The organism is Bacillus sp. AFS098217 (genome assembly GCF_002551815.1).
In the GTDB taxonomy this organism is placed as follows: domain Bacteria; phylum Bacillota; class Bacilli; order Bacillales; family Bacillaceae_G; genus Bacillus_A.
Window position 1 is genome coordinate 1 of record NZ_NVPR01000034.1, and the last position, 16,297, is coordinate 16,297.

The following is a 16,297-nucleotide window of genomic DNA, read 5'->3' on the forward strand; positions in this document are numbered from 1 at the left end:
CGGTCAGGGCTTTTTTCTGCCACATGCGAAGTAAAACCAGAAAGAGCAAACGAGTGTAGGTTACTTTGTATTCTGCATAGCAGGGAATTTAGATGCCGAAAAATTAAAATGGATTTATATAAAACATACTCTCTTTATAAAGAGAGAGCCCGCTTGGGTGGGAGAAATTAAAAGACGAGGTGTAAAAAACGATGGCGAATGCATATAAGCAAGCAGGAGTAGATATTGAAGCTGGATATGAAGCGGTATCTCGCATGAAAAAACATGTACAAACAACAATGAGAAAAGAAGTGCTAGGCGGACTAGGCGGTTTTGGAGGTATGTTTGATCTATCAAAATTTGCATTGGAAGAACCCGTATTAGTATCTGGAACAGATGGCGTAGGTACAAAATTGATGCTCGCTTTCATGATGGATAAACATGACACGATTGGTATTGATGCAGTAGCAATGTGTGTAAATGATATTGTTGTCCAAGGGGCAGAACCGCTTTTCTTCCTTGATTACATTGCTTGTGGTAAAGCAGAACCTAGTAAAATTGAAAACATCGTCAAAGGTATATCAGAAGGTTGTCGTCAAGCTGGTTGTGCACTAATTGGCGGGGAAACAGCTGAGATGCCAGGTATGTATTCTACTGAAGAGTACGACTTAGCAGGCTTTACTGTTGGTATTGTTGATAAAAAGAAAATTGTAACAGGGAATTCTATTGAAGCTGGTCATGTGTTAATTGGCTTAGCGTCTAGCGGTATTCATAGTAATGGCTATTCTTTAGTGCGAAAAGTGTTATTAGAAGATGGCAAACTATCTTTAGACTGTATACATGGTCATTTAGAACTACCTCTTGGTGAGGAATTATTAAAGCCAACGAAAATTTATGTCAAACCTATTTTAGAGCTATTGAAGAAATATGAAGTATATGGCATGGCACATATTACAGGTGGAGGCTTTATTGAAAATATTCCACGTATGTTGCCCGAAGGAATCGGTGCAGAAATTGAACTAGGATCTTGGCAAATTCAACCGATTTTTAGTTTGCTTCAAGAGGTTGGAAACCTAGAAGAGAAAGAGATGTTCAATATTTTTAACATGGGTATTGGTATGGTAGTTGCAGTAAAAGAAGAAGATGCAGAAGCTGTTGTAGGGCTTCTTGCAGAACAAGGAGAAAAAGCACATATTATTGGACGTACTGTAACAGGATCAGGTGTTACTTTTAATGGGGGCACAGGGCTATGAGTAGATTGGCAGTCTTTGCCTCTGGAAGCGGATCGAACTTTCAGGCGCTCATTGATGCGGTAGAGGAAAAAAGATTACAAGCTGATATCAATTTGCTAGTATGTGACCAACCTGAAGCACGTGTGATGGAACGGGCACATTGTCACGGCGTACCATGTTTTGCTTTTTCAGTGAAAGAATATAAATCAAAAGAAATATTTGAAAATGAGATATTAAAAAAACTACGAGAATATGAGATTGATTGTGTTATTTTAGCGGGATATATGCGTTTGATTGGGCCTACATTACTGGAAGCATACGGTGGTAAGATCATTAACATTCATCCGTCACTATTACCAAGTTTTCCAGGGAAAGATGCCGTAGGACAAGCGTTAGAAGCTGGTGTGAAAGTAACAGGAGTGACCATCCATTACGTTGATGCGGGTATGGATACAGGACCAATTATTGCACAAGAAGCAGTAACAGTTTCTGAAACGGATACGAGAGAGAGTTTACAAAAGAAAATTCAGCATGTGGAACATAGATTGTACGTAGATACGGTAAACAAAATTGTTCAATCTATGAAAGAAAAGGCTGTTAAATAACATTCAACTAGGGGTGAAGGATAAATGAAAAAGCGTGCATTAGTAAGTGTTTCAAATAAAACAGGTGTTGTAGAATTTGTTAAGGGGTTGCTTGAACAAGGGATTGAAGTTATTTCAACAGGTGGAACGAAAAAATTATTAGAAGAAAACGGCTTACAAGTAATTGGTATTTCTGAAGTAACAGGCTTCCCAGAAATTATGGATGGTCGTGTAAAAACATTACATCCAAACATTCATGGTGGTTTACTTGCAGTACGTGATAATGAAACGCATGTAGCACAGATGAATGAATTAGGTATCGAGCCAATCGACTTTGTTGTTGTAAACTTATATCCATTTAAAGAAACAATTGCTAAGCCTGATGTAACGTTTGCTGATGCAATTGAAAATATTGATATCGGTGGCCCAACGATGATTCGTTCAGCTGCGAAAAACCATAAATTTGTATCAGTTATCGTGGATCCAACAGATTATGACGTTGTATTAGCTGAGCTAAAAGAAAATGGTGAAGTTACGGATGAAACAAAACGTAAATTAGCAGCAAAAGTATTCCGTCATACAGCGGCATATGATGCATTAATTTCTAACTATTTAACGGAACAAATGGGAGAAGAAAGCCCAGAAACATTAACAGTAACATTTGAGAAAAAACAAGATTTACGTTACGGAGAAAACCCGCATCAAAAAGCAACGTTTTATAAAGCACCATTTGCAGCAGCTTCTTCTGTTGCATATGCAGAGCAGTTACACGGAAAAGAACTATCTTATAACAATATCAATGACGCGGATGCAGCCCTTAGCATCGTGAAAGAATTTACAGAACCAGCAGTGGTAGCAGTAAAACATATGAATCCATGTGGAGTTGGCGTTGGTACTGATATTTATGAAGCATATACACGTGCTTATGAAGCGGATCCAGTATCAATCTTCGGCGGTATTATTGCAGCGAATCGTGAAATTGATAAAAGTACAGCAGAAAAATTACATGAAATTTTCTTGGAAATTATCATTGCTCCTTCTTTCACACAGGAAGCTTTAGAAGTATTGCAAAGTAAGAAAAACTTACGCCTGTTAACTGTTGATATGGCTAAAGTTGCAACAGCTAGTAAGAAGTTAACTTCTATTCAAGGTGGTTTACTTGTACAAGAAGAGGATACATTGGCATTTGAAGATGCGACAATCACAGTTCCAACGAAGCGTGAACCAACAGAGCAAGAATGGAACGATTTAAAATTAGCTTGGAAAGTTGTAAAACACGTAAAATCAAATGCGATTGTGTTAGCGAAAGATAACATGACAATTGGCGTTGGTGCCGGACAAATGAACCGTGTTGGCTCTGCAAAAATTGCAATCTCGCAAGCTGGTGACAAAGCGCAAGGAAGTGCACTTGCATCTGATGCATATTTCCCAATGCCAGATACAGTAGAAGAAGCTGCTAAAGTGGGTATTACAGCAATCATTCAACCTGGTGGATCGATTCGTGATGAAGATTCTATTAAAAAAGCAGACGAGTTTGGTATTACAATGGTATTCACTGGCGTACGTCATTTCAAACATTAATAGAGGAAGTTTAAAAAGTCCGGTTAAGATAGCTGTCGCATTTCTTCGTTACGTCGCCAGTGCGGTACTCATGTAGTGTAAGCTACACTCCGTGTCCTCCTGGCTTCCGTGCCTCGAACTGCTCGGCTCTCTTAATCCTCTTTTTTTAACTTGTATGAATAGAGGAAGTTCAAAAAGTCCGATAAAGACAGCCTTCTTTTTGAACGCAAACAAATAGAAAAACAAAATAGGAGCATTGCTCCTATTTTGTACTTATTTGAGTAATGGAGGATGAAAATATGAATGTTTTAGTAATCGGCCGCGGTGGGCGTGAGCACGCTTTAGCTTGGAAGTTTGCGCAGTCTGAGCAGGTAGAAACGGTATATGTAGCACCGGGAAATGAAGGTATGAAAGATGTAGCAATACCAGTTGCTATTGACGAAAATGATTTTGATGCACTTATTTTATTTGCGAAAGAGAATAATATAGGTTTAACATTCGTTGGTCCAGAAATTCCGCTTATGAATGGAATTGTTGACCGTTTTGAAGCAGAGGGACTTCGTGTATTTGGCCCTAATCAGGCAGCTGCTGTAATTGAAGGTAGTAAAGCTTTTACAAAAGAGCTTATGAAAAAGTATGATATCCCAACAGCGGCATATGAATCATTCACAAACTATGAGGAAGCAGTAGCGTATATTCAAAAAGTTGGTGCGCCAATTGTCATTAAAGCGGATGGTTTAGCGGCTGGTAAAGGTGTAACAGTAGCGATGACATTGGAAGAAGCACTACAAGCTGTAAAAGAAATGCTGCAAGATGTAAAGTTTGGTGAAGCGAGTAAAAAGGTTGTTATTGAAGAATTTTTAGAGGGACAAGAATTTTCTCTTATGGCATTCGTAAATGGAACAGCTGTATATCCGATGGTAATTGCACAAGATCATAAACGCGCTTTTGACGGTGATAAAGGACCGAATACAGGAGGAATGGGTGCCTATTCTCCAGTGCCACAAATTCCAGAATCAGCAGTTGAAATAGCAATCGAGACGGTGTTACATCCAACTGCTAAGGCGATGATCCAAGAAGGGCGTTCATTTACTGGTATTTTATATGCAGGTCTTATTTTAACAAGCGAAGGTCCGAAAGTAATTGAATTCAATGCTCGCTTTGGTGACCCGGAAACAGAAGTTGTATTACCTCGTTTAGACAACGATTTAGTGGACGTATGTAATAGCGTGTTAGATGAAGAAGAATTAACGCTTAAATGGTCTGAAGAAGCAGTTATTGGTGTAGTGCTTGCTTCAAAAGGGTATCCAGAAGCATATGAAAAAGGTGCTGTTATTCGCGGGTTAAATACATTAGAAGGCGTAACTGTCTTTCATGCAGGAACAGCTGTGAAAGATGGGGATTTTGTAACAAACGGTGGGCGTGTGCTATTTGTTGCTTGTAAAGGAAAGGACTTACAAGAGGCGAAGGATAAGGTGTATGGAGAAATCACGAAAATTGAGAGTAATGGTTTGTTTTATCGAAGTGATATAGGATATCGCGCGATTGCGAAAGTAGATTGCTAGAAGCTAACATATTTTATATAAATACAAGTAAAAAACCGATATAAAAACCCTTCTTTTTAGGTGGGGGAGAGCATCTGGCCATGTATAGAAGCGGTCAGGGCCTTTTTCTGCCACATGCGAAGTAAAAACAGAAAGAGAAACCGAGTGTAAGTTACTTTTTATTTTGCATAGCAGGGATTTAGATGTCGAAAAATTAAAATGGATTTATAGACATTATACAAATTGAAAAAACGATATAAAAACCCCTTTCTTTAGGTGGGAGAGAGCATCTGGCCATGCATAGAAGCGGTCAAGGCCTTTTTCTGCCACCTGCAAGGGTGAAAACAAAGGGAAAATGCGAGTGCAGGTCATGTTTTATTCTTCATAGCAGCGACTTGTATGGTGAATCATGAGCCGAAATACGGTACCTTATATTTTCATAAATGATTAGAAAAGACCACTAAAATCTCAGTGGTCTTCTTTGCTTAGGCATCTTTATCTTTTTTTAGTTTTCCTTTTTGCTTTGCCATTTCTCGAAGTAAATATTCGATGTGTGCGTTGACGCTGCGAAATTCATCATTTGCCCATTTTTCGATGACTGCGTGTAATTCAGGATCAATACGTAATGGAAAGCTTTTCTTTTTAGCCATGATTACCTACAACCTTTAGTAGAGACTTCCTGCATTAATAACTGGTTGTGCACCTTTATCTGAAACAATGGCAACTAATAAGTTGTTAACCATATTTGCTTTACGTTCATCATCTAAATCAAGTGTGCCATCTTCATCTAATTTTTGAATGGAGTCTTTTGCCATTTGGACAGCACCCTCGACAATCTCTTTACGTGCAGCTAATACGGCTTTCGCTTGTTGACGCTGTAGCATTGCATGTGCAATTTCTGTTGCATAAGCTAAATGTGTTAAGCGAGTTTCTAATACTTCTACACCAGCGATTTCTAAGCGTGCTTCTAATTCACGTTTTAATTCCTCAGAGATTTCTTTAGAATTTCCGCGTAGTGTGACGCAATTATCATCTTGGAAATTATCATAAGGGTATTTTGTTGCGACGTGACGGATTGCTGTTTCACTTTGAATTTCTACGAATGCATCATAATGCTCAACACCGAAGATTGCTTTTGCTGAGTCGACAACTTTATAAACAACAACAGCTGCAATTTCAATTGGATTCCCCTCGACATCGTTTACCTTTAATTTTTTACTATTAAAGTTTTCCACGCGTAGTGAAACGGTTTGGCGAAATGCAAATGGAACTGTTAAAAATAGGCCATTTTCACGAATTGTGCCTAAATAGTTACCAAAAAATGTGATTACTTTTGCCTGGTTTGGTTGAACAATACCAATACCTGTTCCAAGAACTATAGCTAAAATAAGAAACGGAATAGCTGCTACAAATATTTCTTGTACAAGGAAAAATATACCGATACCTGCTAAAACGAAAAGACCAATAATACCTAGAAAACCGTTTACGTAAAACACTTGTTTTTCTTTCATATAATCGCCTCCCTGATATAAAAATGATATCACTTTTATATCATAAAAAACAAGGGGAATAATACCATTTTTTTTAAAAAACGCTTTATTAAGAATTATTCGTTTTAATTTTATGGTAATTTGAATAAGAATGAAAAATCTTTTAGAAAAGTGAAACCAAAACAAGAACGTTAGTTCTATTTTGTGGTAAAATAAAGAAGACTTAGCCGCCCACTGCAGCAGCTAAGTCTCTTTGACAAATGATTCAAAGCGGTTTCGCCAGAATTGCTTCTTCAATCGCTGACTCAATCTCTTTGTCAGAAGCATCATAACTTCCTTTTGACTTTTGTGTGTCATGACTGGAAGTATGATTTACTTCTTCATTAGCATGTCCCTTGTTACTAAAATCCATGCCAGGTATTTTGAAGGCACCCATATTCATATATTTTCCAAACTTACATGCTTCAGTAATAGGGCAGAAACGAACAATTCCCTCTGCAATTCTCATTGCACCAAACCATAGCAGAACTTTAGACCAAGTGCAGCGTGGTTGGCGTGCGAGCTTAGCTGTGCCGCAACCTAACAGGACGACCCCGAGTGTAATTCGAATTAGGGCATTCAGTGTACCGATGTTGTGCTTCATCAGAAAAACACTCCTTTTTTCATTGGTTTAGAAATAGAAAAAAGACTATTTCATTTCTTATTATTCCGTGTAAGTTTTGCGATATGTAATCCAACATTTGACGGTAAAAAAGATGTTGGATTGGACGTGTGTATAGGTGTCTTTTTTTGTTATAATGTAAGAATGCATAAAAGGAAGTTTAAAAAGTCCGGTCAAGATAACCTTCGCATTTCTTCGTTGCTTTGCCAGTCCGGTACTCATGTAGTATAGCTACACTCCGTGTCCTCCTGGCTGCAGCGCCTCGAACTGCTCGGTTCTCTAGATCCTCCTTTTTAAACGTATATTGTAAAAGGAAGTTTAAAAAGTCTGGTCAAGATAATCTTTATATTTCTTGATTTTCTTTTTAAAGATATAGGTGATTAGAAAAAAAGAAAGGGTGTTTTCATGTACGATATTTCACAGTGGAAACATGTATTTAAGCTTGATCCTAATAAAGAATTGAGCGATGAACATTTAGAAATGATTTGTGAATCTGGAACAGACGCAGTGATTGTAGGCGGAAGTGATGGAGTAACAATTGATAATGTATTACACATGCTTGCAAGCATTCGTAGATATACAGTTCCTTGTGTATTAGAGGTTTCTGATCTTGAAGCTCTTACACCAGGATTTGATTTTTATTATATCCCAAGTGTTTTAAATAGCCGAAAAGTAGAATGGATCACGGGAGTTCATCATGAGGCATTGAAAGAGTTTGGGGATATTATGAACTGGGATGAAATCTTCATGGAAGGATATTGTGTTTTAAATTCAGAAGCGAAAGTAGCAAAGTTTACAGAAGCAAAATGTGATTTAACAGAAGATGATGTGATTGCATACGCGCGTATGGCGGATAAACTTTTGAATTTACCGATTTTCTACTTAGAATATAGTGGTACTTATGGAGATATTGAACTTGTTAAAAATGTAAAAGCAGAGTTGCAACAAGCAAAACTGTATTATGGCGGCGGAATTTCAAGTGCAAAAGAAGCAAAAGAAATGGCACAATACGCTGATACAGTTGTAGTTGGAAATGTAATTTATGAGGATATAAAAGCGGCGTTACAAACAGTAAAAGCTGTAAAAGGAGAGTAGGTGAAGGCACATATGAGTATAACAGATCGATTATTGAACGGTTTAAATCCGCAGCAACAAAAGGCAGTACAAACAACAAATGGAGCACTTTTATTAATGGCAGGTGCAGGTAGTGGTAAGACGCGTGTGCTAACACATCGTATTGCATACTTACTTGGTGAAAAAGGAGTAGCACCGTGGAATGTATTAGCCATTACTTTTACAAATAAAGCAGCTCGTGAAATGCGTGAGCGTATCGATACGCTTGTTGGGCCGGAAGCAGAGGATATTTGGATTTCTACGTTCCACTCGATGTGCGTACGTATTTTACGACGTGATATTGATCGTATCGGAATTAATCGTAATTTTACGATTTTAGATGCAAGTGATCAACTTACTGTTGTGAAGAAAATTATGAAAGAGCGTAACATTGATCCAAAGAAATTTGATCCACGCTCTATTTTAGCTGGTATTAGCAATGCAAAAAATGAATTGTTATCCGCTGATAAATATGCAAAGCAAATCTCTATTGCTGATCCTTTTGAGAAATTGACAAGTGATGTATATACAGAATATCAAAAACGTCTTTTGAAAAATAACTCATTAGATTTTGATGATTTAATTATGACAACAATTCATTTATTTGAACGTGTTCCAGAAGTATTGGAGTTTTATCAGCGTAAATTCCAATATATTCATGTGGATGAGTATCAAGATACGAACAAAGCGCAATACATTCTTGTAAATAAACTGGCAGCACGTTTTAAAAATCTGTGCGTTGTCGGTGATTCTGACCAATCGATTTATCGTTGGCGCGGTGCGGACATTTCTAACATTTTGTCATTTGAAAAAGACTATGAAAATGCACAGGTTATTTTGTTAGAGCAAAATTACCGTTCATCACAAAATATTTTAAATGCGGCCAATGCTGTGATTGAAAATAATTCAAATCGTAAACCGAAAAAATTATGGACCGACAATCAAATCGGAAGCAAGATTTCGTATTACCGTGCTGCAACAGAAAAAGATGAAGCGTATTTTGTTGCGAAAAAGATTCGTGACGAAATTCAAATGGGTAACCGGAAATATACTGATTTTGCAGTGTTGTATCGTACGAATGCGCAGTCTCGTATGGTCGAGGAGATTTTCTTGAAATCGAATATCCCATATAAAATCGTGGGCGGTATTAAGTTCTATGATCGTAAAGAGATTAAAGATATTTTGGCATATTTGCGTTTAATTGCGAATCCAGACGATGAAATTAGCTTTGCGCGTATTATTAACATGCCAAAACGGGGAATCGGTGCCACTTCCATTGATAAAATTATTAATTACGGCGTGCAAAATGGAATCTCACTAACTGCTGTAATGGATGAAATTGAACATGTTGGAGTAAGTGCAAAAATCACAAAAGCAGTAAAGGAATTTGCGAGTCAATTACACAACTGGGTCAATATGCAAGAATACTTATCTGTTACAGAATTAGTAGAAGAAGTAATCGAAAAAACAGGCTATCGTGATATGTTGAAAAATGAGCGAACTTTAGAATCTGAAGGCCGATTAGAAAACTTAGACGAGTTTTTATCTGTTACGCAAACATTTGAATCACAAAGTGAAGATAAGAGTCTGGTTGCTTTCTTAACGGATTTAGCACTTGTTGCAGATATTGATCGCGTGGATGAGGATCCAACTGCGGGTGAAGAAGTTATTTTAATGACAATGCACTCGGCAAAGGGACTGGAATTCCCAGTTGTCTTTATTATTGGTTTAGAAGAAGGTGTCTTCCCGCATACTCGTTCTCTTATGGAAGAAGATGAAATGCAAGAAGAACGCCGCCTCGCTTATGTAGGTATTACTCGTGCGGAAGAAGAGTTATATTTATCGAATGCCCAAATGCGTACTTTATTCGGTAGAACAAATATGAATGCAGCATCTCGATTTATTTCAGAAATTCCTACGGAATTACTTGAGCCATTAAATGAGACGAAACCAAAACGAGAAACATTTGGTGCAAAAGCAAGAACGACAGCTACAACAACACGTTCTCGTTCAGCAATTGTGCGTCCAACTGTGAAAACAACAGGAGGAGAGCAGATTGGCTGGGCAGTAGGTGATAAAGCATCCCATCAAAAATGGGGAGTTGGTACAGTTGTGAGTGTAAAAGGTGAAGGTGATGCAAAAGAGTTAGATATTGCATTCCCAAGTCCGATCGGTATTAAACGTTTATTAGCGAAGTTTGCACCTGTAACGAAACAATAGGAAAGGAATGAGGATATGTCAAAAGAAGCAGCAAAGCAGCGCATAGAAGAACTTCGTGATATTTTAAATACATTTAATTACCAATATCATGTATTAGACAATCCTTCTGTTTCTGATGCGGAATATGACCGTAATATGCAGGAGCTTATAAAATTAGAAGCAGAAAACCCAGAATTTTTAACAGAAGACTCTCCCTCCGTCCGTGTTGGGGGAGCAGTGCTTGATATATTTGAAAAAGTAACACATCAATCACCGATGTTAAGTTTAGGAAATGCGTTTAACGAAGGTGACTTACGTGATTTTGATCGCAGAGTACGTCAAGGAATTGATGGTGCAAATGTAAGATATATATGTGAACTAAAAATTGACGGTCTTGCCGTTTCCCTTCATTATGAAAAAGGACGTTTCATTCAAGGAGCCACACGCGGTGATGGCGTAACTGGTGAAGATATTACGCAAAATTTAAAAACAATTAAAGCGATTCCTCTTCGTTTAACAGAAGAAGTAACATTAGAAGCGCGAGGCGAGGCGTATATGCCAAAGCGTTCATTTGTAAAATTAAATGAAGAGAAAGAACAAAATGGTGAGGCTGTTTTTGCAAATCCACGTAATGCAGCGGCAGGATCACTGCGTCAGCTTGATCCGAAAATTGCAGCGAAGCGTAATCTTTCTATGTTTGTGTATGGACTTGCAGATGTGAAAGAAAAAACGATTGCATCTCATAGTGAGTCGTTAGACTTCTTAGGTGAACTTGGATTTAAAACAAATCCAAACCGTCGTACATGTGAAACAATTGAAGATGTAATTGCTTATGTAGAAGAGTGGCAAGAAAAGCGTCCAAATCTTGACTACGAGATTGATGGAATTGTAATTAAAGTAGATGATGTCGCACTGCAAGAAAGTTTGGGAACAACAGCAAAGAGTCCACGCTGGGCAATTGCTTATAAGTTCCCGGCAGAAGAAGTTGTAACAAGGTTAACAGGTATTGAATTAAGTGTGGGACGCACAGGTGTTGTGACCCCAACTGCTGAATTAGAAGCAGTTCGGGTAGCTGGAACAATTGTCCGCCGTGCATCTCTGCATAACGAAGATTTAATTCGTGAAAAAGATATTCGAATTGGCGACTATGTTGTTGTGAAAAAGGCTGGAGATATTATTCCTGAAGTTGTTAATGTTATTTTCGACAAGCGTACTGGGGAAGAAGAAGAGTACCGTATGCCAACGCACTGTCCAGCTTGTGATAGTGAACTTGTTCGTCTAGAAGAAGAGGTCGCTCTTCGCTGCATTAATCCAGCGTGCCCAGCTCAAATCAGGGAAGGACTCATTCATTTCGTTTCGCGTAATGCAATGAATATTGATGGACTTGGAGAACGTGTGATTACACAGCTCTTTGAAGCAAATTATATTCGGACATTTGCAGATTTGTATTCATTAACGAAAGAACAGTTGTTACAATTAGAACGTTTCGGTGAAAAATCAGCTTCGAATCTAGTACAAGCGATCGAGGCTTCTAAGGAAAATTCATTAGAGCGATTATTATTTGGGCTAGGTATTCGCCATGTTGGAGCGAAAGCAGCTCGTACGTTAGCTGAACACTTTGAAACAATGGATGAGCTTGTCAAAGCAACAGAGGAAGAGTTGAAAGCAATTAATGAGATTGGTGAAAAAATGGCCCAATCAATTGTCATGTACTTCGATAATGAAGACGTGCTAGAATTGTTACAGCAGTTTAAAGAGTACGGTGTTAACATGACCTACAAAGGGATAAAGCGTGCTGACTTGCAAAATATTTCGTCTTACTTTGCTGGAAAAACGATTGTCCTAACAGGAAAACTAGAGGTTATGGGACGAAGCGAAGCGAAGAAAAAGATTGAAGAGCTAGGCGGTAAGGTAACGGGAAGTGTAAGTAAGAGTACAGATCTAGTTGTCGCAGGTGAAGCAGCGGGGTCGAAATTGGCGCAGGCAGAGAAACATAATATTGAGGTTTGGAATGAAGAGAGGTTCTTACAAGAGCTGAATAAGTAAGAGGTGCAAACTTACCATGAAAAAAATAGCATTAGCGATATTAAGTCTTGGGCTACTTGTAAGCGGATGTAGCGCAGGAATAAAAAAAGATGAAAAAGTTGTTGAAAAATCAGGTAGTAAATCAAAAGAACAAGCGATTGTTCCGAAATATTCTATTTCTGATGATTACTATAAAACGACAGTTCCATTTAAAAAAGGAAATGCACGTGGCTTAGTTGTACAAGGATTAAATAGTCGTTTAGATATAGATGAGTTTGAAACAGGATTAATGCGTATTGCGAAAGAGTCATTTAGTACGAAAGATTATTTATTTAGCGGCGGTAAAATTTTAGATGCACAAACCGTTCAAATGCTTGTGAAGAGAAAACGTACAGATGCAGAGCAGAAAGAATTAGAAGAAAAGCTTGGAAAAAAAGAAGCTGATAAACTTCCTAATATTGGTTTGAATCCAGAATTAGATGCTGGACCAGAGTCATTAGAAGTACGAAACAAGAAAAAGCCAATCTACCTTTCGAATATTTTAGAACATGACTACTATGTCCCAAAAGGAAAAGGGAATAAAGAGGTTGAATTAAGCGGAATAGTTATCGGGCTAGCGATGAACTCAGTTCATTATTATAACCAAGAAAATGGATATCCACGTGAGACGGAAATTAGTGAAGAAGAGACATTAAAACAGGCTAAACCAATGGCGCAAGAAATCTTGAAAGTGTTACAGAAAAATCCAGAGGCGAAAAATGTTCCAATTACATTTGCGATTTATCGACAAGGGCCAAAGTCGTCGCTTGTACCAGGGCACTTTGTATCTTATGCAAAAGTCGATAAAGGTAGCGATACAATTGAAAGCTGGAAACCAATTAATGAAAAGTATTACTTATTCCCTTCTGCAGACGCAAAAACGGATAAACGTGAAGATTCTGCAATGATAGACAATTTTAAGACAAATTTAGCAGAGTACTTTGAAGGGGACTACACAGCAGTTGTTGGTACAGGATTTTATAAAGATGATGAATTAAAAGAGATGAAGCTTGAGATTCCTGTTCAATTTAATGGGAAAGCAGAAATTATTGGTTTTACACAATATGTAGCAGGACAAGTTATGGCATACTTTCCAAATTATATGAAAGTACAGGTAACGATTAAGTCGATTGAACGTCCAGAAGCAATTATTGTACGTGAGGCGAAGCAGGATGAACCATTTGTGAAAATTTTAGATTAAGAAAAAAGCTGTTCCTTTCCGGAACGGCTTTTTTTCTTCTGTAATTTTGTTATAATTTTTAATGTTGTGAACAAAAAGGGGTAAGGAGAAAAGATATGGATGAGTTAAGTTTACAGATTATTGTATTACTCGTTGCTTTTGGTTTTTTGGCTGCATTTATTGATTCGGTTGTGGGAGGCGGTGGATTAATTTCACTTCCTGCACTTATGTTTGTGGGGTTATCGCCAGCTTCGGCAATTGCAACAAATAAGCTGGCTGCAACGATGGGGACGTTGACGAGTACGATTTATTTTATTCGTTCAGGAAAGGTTAACTTTCGTATTGTAGGAAAGTTAATCCCGTTAACTATTATTGGAGCAATTGCGGGAGCTTTAGTGGTGAAATTTATTCCACCTGATATTTTACGACCACTGGTACTTATTATGTTGGTATTTATTGCGATTTATATTATTGTGAAAAAAGATTGGGGCAGTGTGTCTACTTATAAAAAGATGACAAAGGGAAAAACATTAATGTTTTTCTTCGTTATTTTGAGTTTAGGATTTTATGATGGATTTTTTGGTCCGGGGACAGGTTCATTTTTAATTTTTGCATTTTTATTAATTGGTTTGGATTTTATTCAAGCAGCTGCATCTGGAAAACTTTTGAATTTTGTTAGTAATATTGTATCTTTAATTACATTTTTATTTTTAGATATTATTCATTTTGAATACGGCATTATTATGGGATTATCAATGATTTTAGGAGCGTATTTCGGATCTAAGTTTGCAGTGCAAAAAGGTGTTGGATATGTTCGAACTTTATTTTTATTGGTAACGATTTTGTTAATTGGAAAAAATGTTTTGGAATATGTTCATATTTTTTAGCTTCATACATTTGTATGAAGCTCTTTTTTTGTTATATTTTAAAAATTAATTAATTTTTAAAATATAAGTCTAAGAATATTTGAATAAATCTAAATTATCGTGTAGAATAATGTTGTAAAATGTAAACGTTTTTCTAAGGGGAGGCTAAAAAGAATGGTAGTAGCATATAAACATGAGCCATTTACAGATTTTTCAGTAGAGGCTAATAAATTAGCGTTTGAAGAAGGTTTAAAGAAAGTAGAATCTTATCTTGGACAAGACTATCCATTACTTATCGGGGGAGAAAAGATCACTACAGACGAGAAAATCGTTTCTGTAAACCCTGCAAATAAAGAAGAAGTTATTGGTCGTGTTTCAAAAGCAAGCCGTGAATTAGCTGAAAAAGCAATGCAAGTGGCAGATGAAACATTCCAAACTTGGAGAAAGTCAAAACCAGAAATGCGTGCAGACATTTTATTCCGTGCTGCAGCAATCGTTCGCCGTAGAAAACATGAATTTTCTGCCATTCTTGTAAAAGAAGCAGGTAAACCATGGAATGAGGCAGATGCTGATACAGCAGAAGCAATCGACTTTATGGAATATTATGGTCGTCAAATGTTGAAATTAAAAGACGGTATCCCTGTAGAAAGCCGTCCAATTGAATATAATCGTTTCTCTTACATTCCATTAGGAGTGGGTGTTATCATTTCTCCTTGGAATTTCCCATTCGCAATTATGGCAGGTATGACAACAGCTGCATTAGTTTCTGGTAACACAGTATTACTAAAACCAGCTAGTACAACACCTGTAGTAGCAGCGAAATTTATGGAAGTATTAGAAGAAGCAGGCTTACCAGCTGGTGTAGTAAACTTCATCCCTGGTAGTGGTTCTGAAGTTGGTGACTACTTAGTAGATCATCCTCGTACACGATTCGTTAGCTTTACTGGATCACGTGATGTAGGTATTCGTATTTACGAACGTGCTGCAAAAGTAAATCCAGGACAAATTTGGTTAAAACGTGTTATCGCTGAAATGGGCGGTAAAGATACAATCGTTGTTGATAAAGAAGCAGATCTTGAATTAGCTGCTAAATCTATCGTTGCATCAGCATTTGGATTCTCAGGACAAAAATGTTCTGCTTGTTCTCGTGCAGTAATCCACGAAGATGTATATGATCATGTATTAAATCGTGCAGTGGAATTAACAAAAGAATTAACTGTAGGTAACCCAGCTGAAAAAGGAATGAATATGGGACCAGTTAATGACCAAGCTGCATTTGATAAAGTAATGAGCTACGTTGCAATTGGTAAAGAAGAAGGTAAAGTAGTAGCAGGTGGCGAGGGAGACGATTCTAAAGGCTGGTTTATCCAACCAACAATCGTTGCTGACGTTGCAGAAGATGCTCGCTTAATGAAAGAAGAAATCTTCGGACCAGTAGTAGCATTCTGTAAAGCGAAAGACTTTGATCATGCACTTGCAATTGCAAACAATACAGAATACGGTTTAACAGGAGCAGTTATCTCTAACAACCGTGAACATATCGAAAAAGCACGTGAAGACTTCCACGTTGGTAACTTATACTTTAACCGTGGATGTACTGGTGCAATCGTAGGTTACCAACCATTCGGTGGCTTTAATATGTCTGGTACAGACTCTAAAGCTGGTGGACCTGATTACTTAGCACTTCACATGCAAGCAAAAACTACTTCTGAAACTTTATAAGAAATAGACGAAAAGGCCTTCCCATAATGGGAGGGCACTGAAAAAGTCCTCATAGTTTAAAAAGTGAAAGCTTCCTCGATTTCATCGAGGAAGCTTTCACTTT

At 37.6% G+C, this 16,297-nt stretch carries 13 protein-coding genes; 10 read left to right on the plus strand and 3 right to left on the minus strand.

Annotation, left to right across the window (positions count from 1 at the left end):
• The first annotated feature begins 191 nt into the window (after positions 1-191).
• The 4 genes from purM to purD all read left to right on the plus strand — a co-directional run bounded on the left by purM (position 192) and on the right by purD (position 4,920).
• Entirely contained in the window at positions 192-1,232 is a 1,041-nt protein-coding gene (purM, locus tag COO03_RS10290) for a phosphoribosylformylglycinamidine cyclo-ligase (RefSeq protein WP_097897092.1), read from the plus strand.
• Positions 1,229-1,816 (plus strand): phosphoribosylglycinamide formyltransferase, encoded by a 588-nt coding sequence (gene purN, locus COO03_RS10295; RefSeq protein WP_097897093.1) that lies wholly within the window; start codon positions 1,229-1,231, stop codon positions 1,814-1,816. Before purM ends, purN begins: the two co-directional genes overlap by 4 nt.
• Before the next feature lie 24 nt (positions 1,817-1,840).
• Positions 1,841-3,376 (plus strand): bifunctional phosphoribosylaminoimidazolecarboxamide formyltransferase/IMP cyclohydrolase, encoded by a 1,536-nt coding sequence (purH, locus tag COO03_RS10300; RefSeq protein WP_097897094.1) that lies wholly within the window; start codon positions 1,841-1,843, stop codon positions 3,374-3,376.
• A gap of 278 nt (positions 3,377-3,654) precedes the next feature.
• Positions 3,655-4,920: a phosphoribosylamine--glycine ligase gene (purD, locus tag COO03_RS10305; RefSeq protein WP_097897095.1), complete on the plus strand. Its 1,266-nt coding sequence runs from the start codon at positions 3,655-3,657 to the stop codon at positions 4,918-4,920.
• A gap of 464 nt (positions 4,921-5,384) precedes the next feature.
• On the opposite strand, the gene COO03_RS10310 is transcribed toward purD, so the two are convergent.
• The 3 genes from COO03_RS10310 to COO03_RS10320 all read right to left on the minus strand — a co-directional run bounded on the left by COO03_RS10310 (position 5,385) and on the right by COO03_RS10320 (position 7,032).
• Positions 5,385-5,549 (minus strand): toxin-antitoxin system HicB family antitoxin, encoded by a 165-nt coding sequence (locus COO03_RS10310; RefSeq protein ID WP_001085171.1) that lies wholly within the window; start codon positions 5,547-5,549, stop codon positions 5,385-5,387.
• Between the two features lie 15 nt (positions 5,550-5,564).
• A complete protein-coding gene (locus tag COO03_RS10315) occupies positions 5,565-6,410 on the minus strand; it encodes an SPFH domain-containing protein (protein WP_097897096.1) in 846 nt (281 codons plus the stop codon).
• 244 nt (positions 6,411-6,654) lie between these two features.
• Positions 6,655-7,032, minus strand: a complete 378-nt coding sequence (locus tag COO03_RS10320; RefSeq protein WP_097897097.1) for a YgaP family membrane protein — start codon at positions 7,030-7,032, stop codon at positions 6,655-6,657.
• A gap of 423 nt (positions 7,033-7,455) precedes the next feature.
• Between COO03_RS10320 and COO03_RS10330 the strand changes: the two genes are divergently transcribed.
• From COO03_RS10330 to pruA, 6 genes are all read left to right on the plus strand, one after another.
• Positions 7,456-8,145, plus strand: a complete 690-nt coding sequence (locus COO03_RS10330; RefSeq protein WP_097897099.1) for a heptaprenylglyceryl phosphate synthase — start codon at positions 7,456-7,458, stop codon at positions 8,143-8,145.
• A 12-nt stretch (positions 8,146-8,157) separates the two neighbouring features.
• Positions 8,158-10,383 carry a DNA helicase PcrA gene (pcrA, locus tag COO03_RS10335; protein ID WP_097897104.1) on the plus strand — a complete coding sequence of 742 codons (2,226 nt, stop codon included), beginning with the start codon at positions 8,158-8,160 and terminating at the stop codon, positions 10,381-10,383.
• A gap of 15 nt (positions 10,384-10,398) precedes the next feature.
• Positions 10,399-12,408, plus strand: coding sequence for an NAD-dependent DNA ligase LigA (ligA, locus tag COO03_RS10340; protein WP_097897100.1), 2,010 nt, complete (start codon positions 10,399-10,401; stop codon positions 12,406-12,408).
• Positions 12,409-12,424: 16 nt separating this feature from the next.
• Positions 12,425-13,627, plus strand: a complete 1,203-nt coding sequence (locus COO03_RS10345) for a CamS family sex pheromone protein (protein WP_097897101.1) — start codon at positions 12,425-12,427, stop codon at positions 13,625-13,627.
• Positions 13,628-13,722: 95 nt separating this feature from the next.
• Positions 13,723-14,493 (plus strand): TSUP family transporter, encoded by a 771-nt coding sequence (locus COO03_RS10350; protein ID WP_097897102.1) that lies wholly within the window; start codon positions 13,723-13,725, stop codon positions 14,491-14,493.
• Between the two features lie 153 nt (positions 14,494-14,646).
• A complete protein-coding gene (gene pruA / locus COO03_RS10355; protein WP_097897103.1) occupies positions 14,647-16,194 on the plus strand; it encodes an L-glutamate gamma-semialdehyde dehydrogenase in 1,548 nt (515 codons plus the stop codon).
• Positions 16,195-16,297: the final 103 nt, after the last annotated feature.

Bases quoted from the DNA above. Each gene is read 5' to 3' on its own strand.
- purM (WP_097897092.1), top strand. From the start codon at position 192: ATGGCGAATGCATATAAGCAAGCAGGAGTAGATATTGAAGCTGGATAT.
- purN (WP_097897093.1), top strand. From the start codon at position 1,229: ATGAGTAGATTGGCAGTCTTTGCCTCTGGAAGCGGATCGAACTTTCAG.
- purH (WP_097897094.1), top strand. From the start codon at position 1,841: ATGAAAAAGCGTGCATTAGTAAGTGTTTCAAATAAAACAGGTGTTGTA.
- purD (WP_097897095.1), top strand. From the start codon at position 3,655: ATGAATGTTTTAGTAATCGGCCGCGGTGGGCGTGAGCACGCTTTAGCT.
- COO03_RS10310 (WP_001085171.1), bottom strand. From the start codon at position 5,549: ATGGCTAAAAAGAAAAGCTTTCCATTACGTATTGATCCTGAATTACAC.
- COO03_RS10315 (WP_097897096.1), bottom strand. From the start codon at position 6,410: ATGAAAGAAAAACAAGTGTTTTACGTAAACGGTTTTCTAGGTATTATT.
- COO03_RS10320 (WP_097897097.1), bottom strand. From the start codon at position 7,032: ATGAAGCACAACATCGGTACACTGAATGCCCTAATTCGAATTACACTC.
- COO03_RS10330 (WP_097897099.1), top strand. From the start codon at position 7,456: ATGTACGATATTTCACAGTGGAAACATGTATTTAAGCTTGATCCTAAT.
- pcrA (WP_097897104.1), top strand. From the start codon at position 8,158: ATGAGTATAACAGATCGATTATTGAACGGTTTAAATCCGCAGCAACAA.
- ligA (WP_097897100.1), top strand. From the start codon at position 10,399: ATGTCAAAAGAAGCAGCAAAGCAGCGCATAGAAGAACTTCGTGATATT.
- COO03_RS10345 (WP_097897101.1), top strand. From the start codon at position 12,425: ATGAAAAAAATAGCATTAGCGATATTAAGTCTTGGGCTACTTGTAAGC.
- COO03_RS10350 (WP_097897102.1), top strand. From the start codon at position 13,723: ATGGATGAGTTAAGTTTACAGATTATTGTATTACTCGTTGCTTTTGGT.
- pruA (WP_097897103.1), top strand. From the start codon at position 14,647: ATGGTAGTAGCATATAAACATGAGCCATTTACAGATTTTTCAGTAGAG.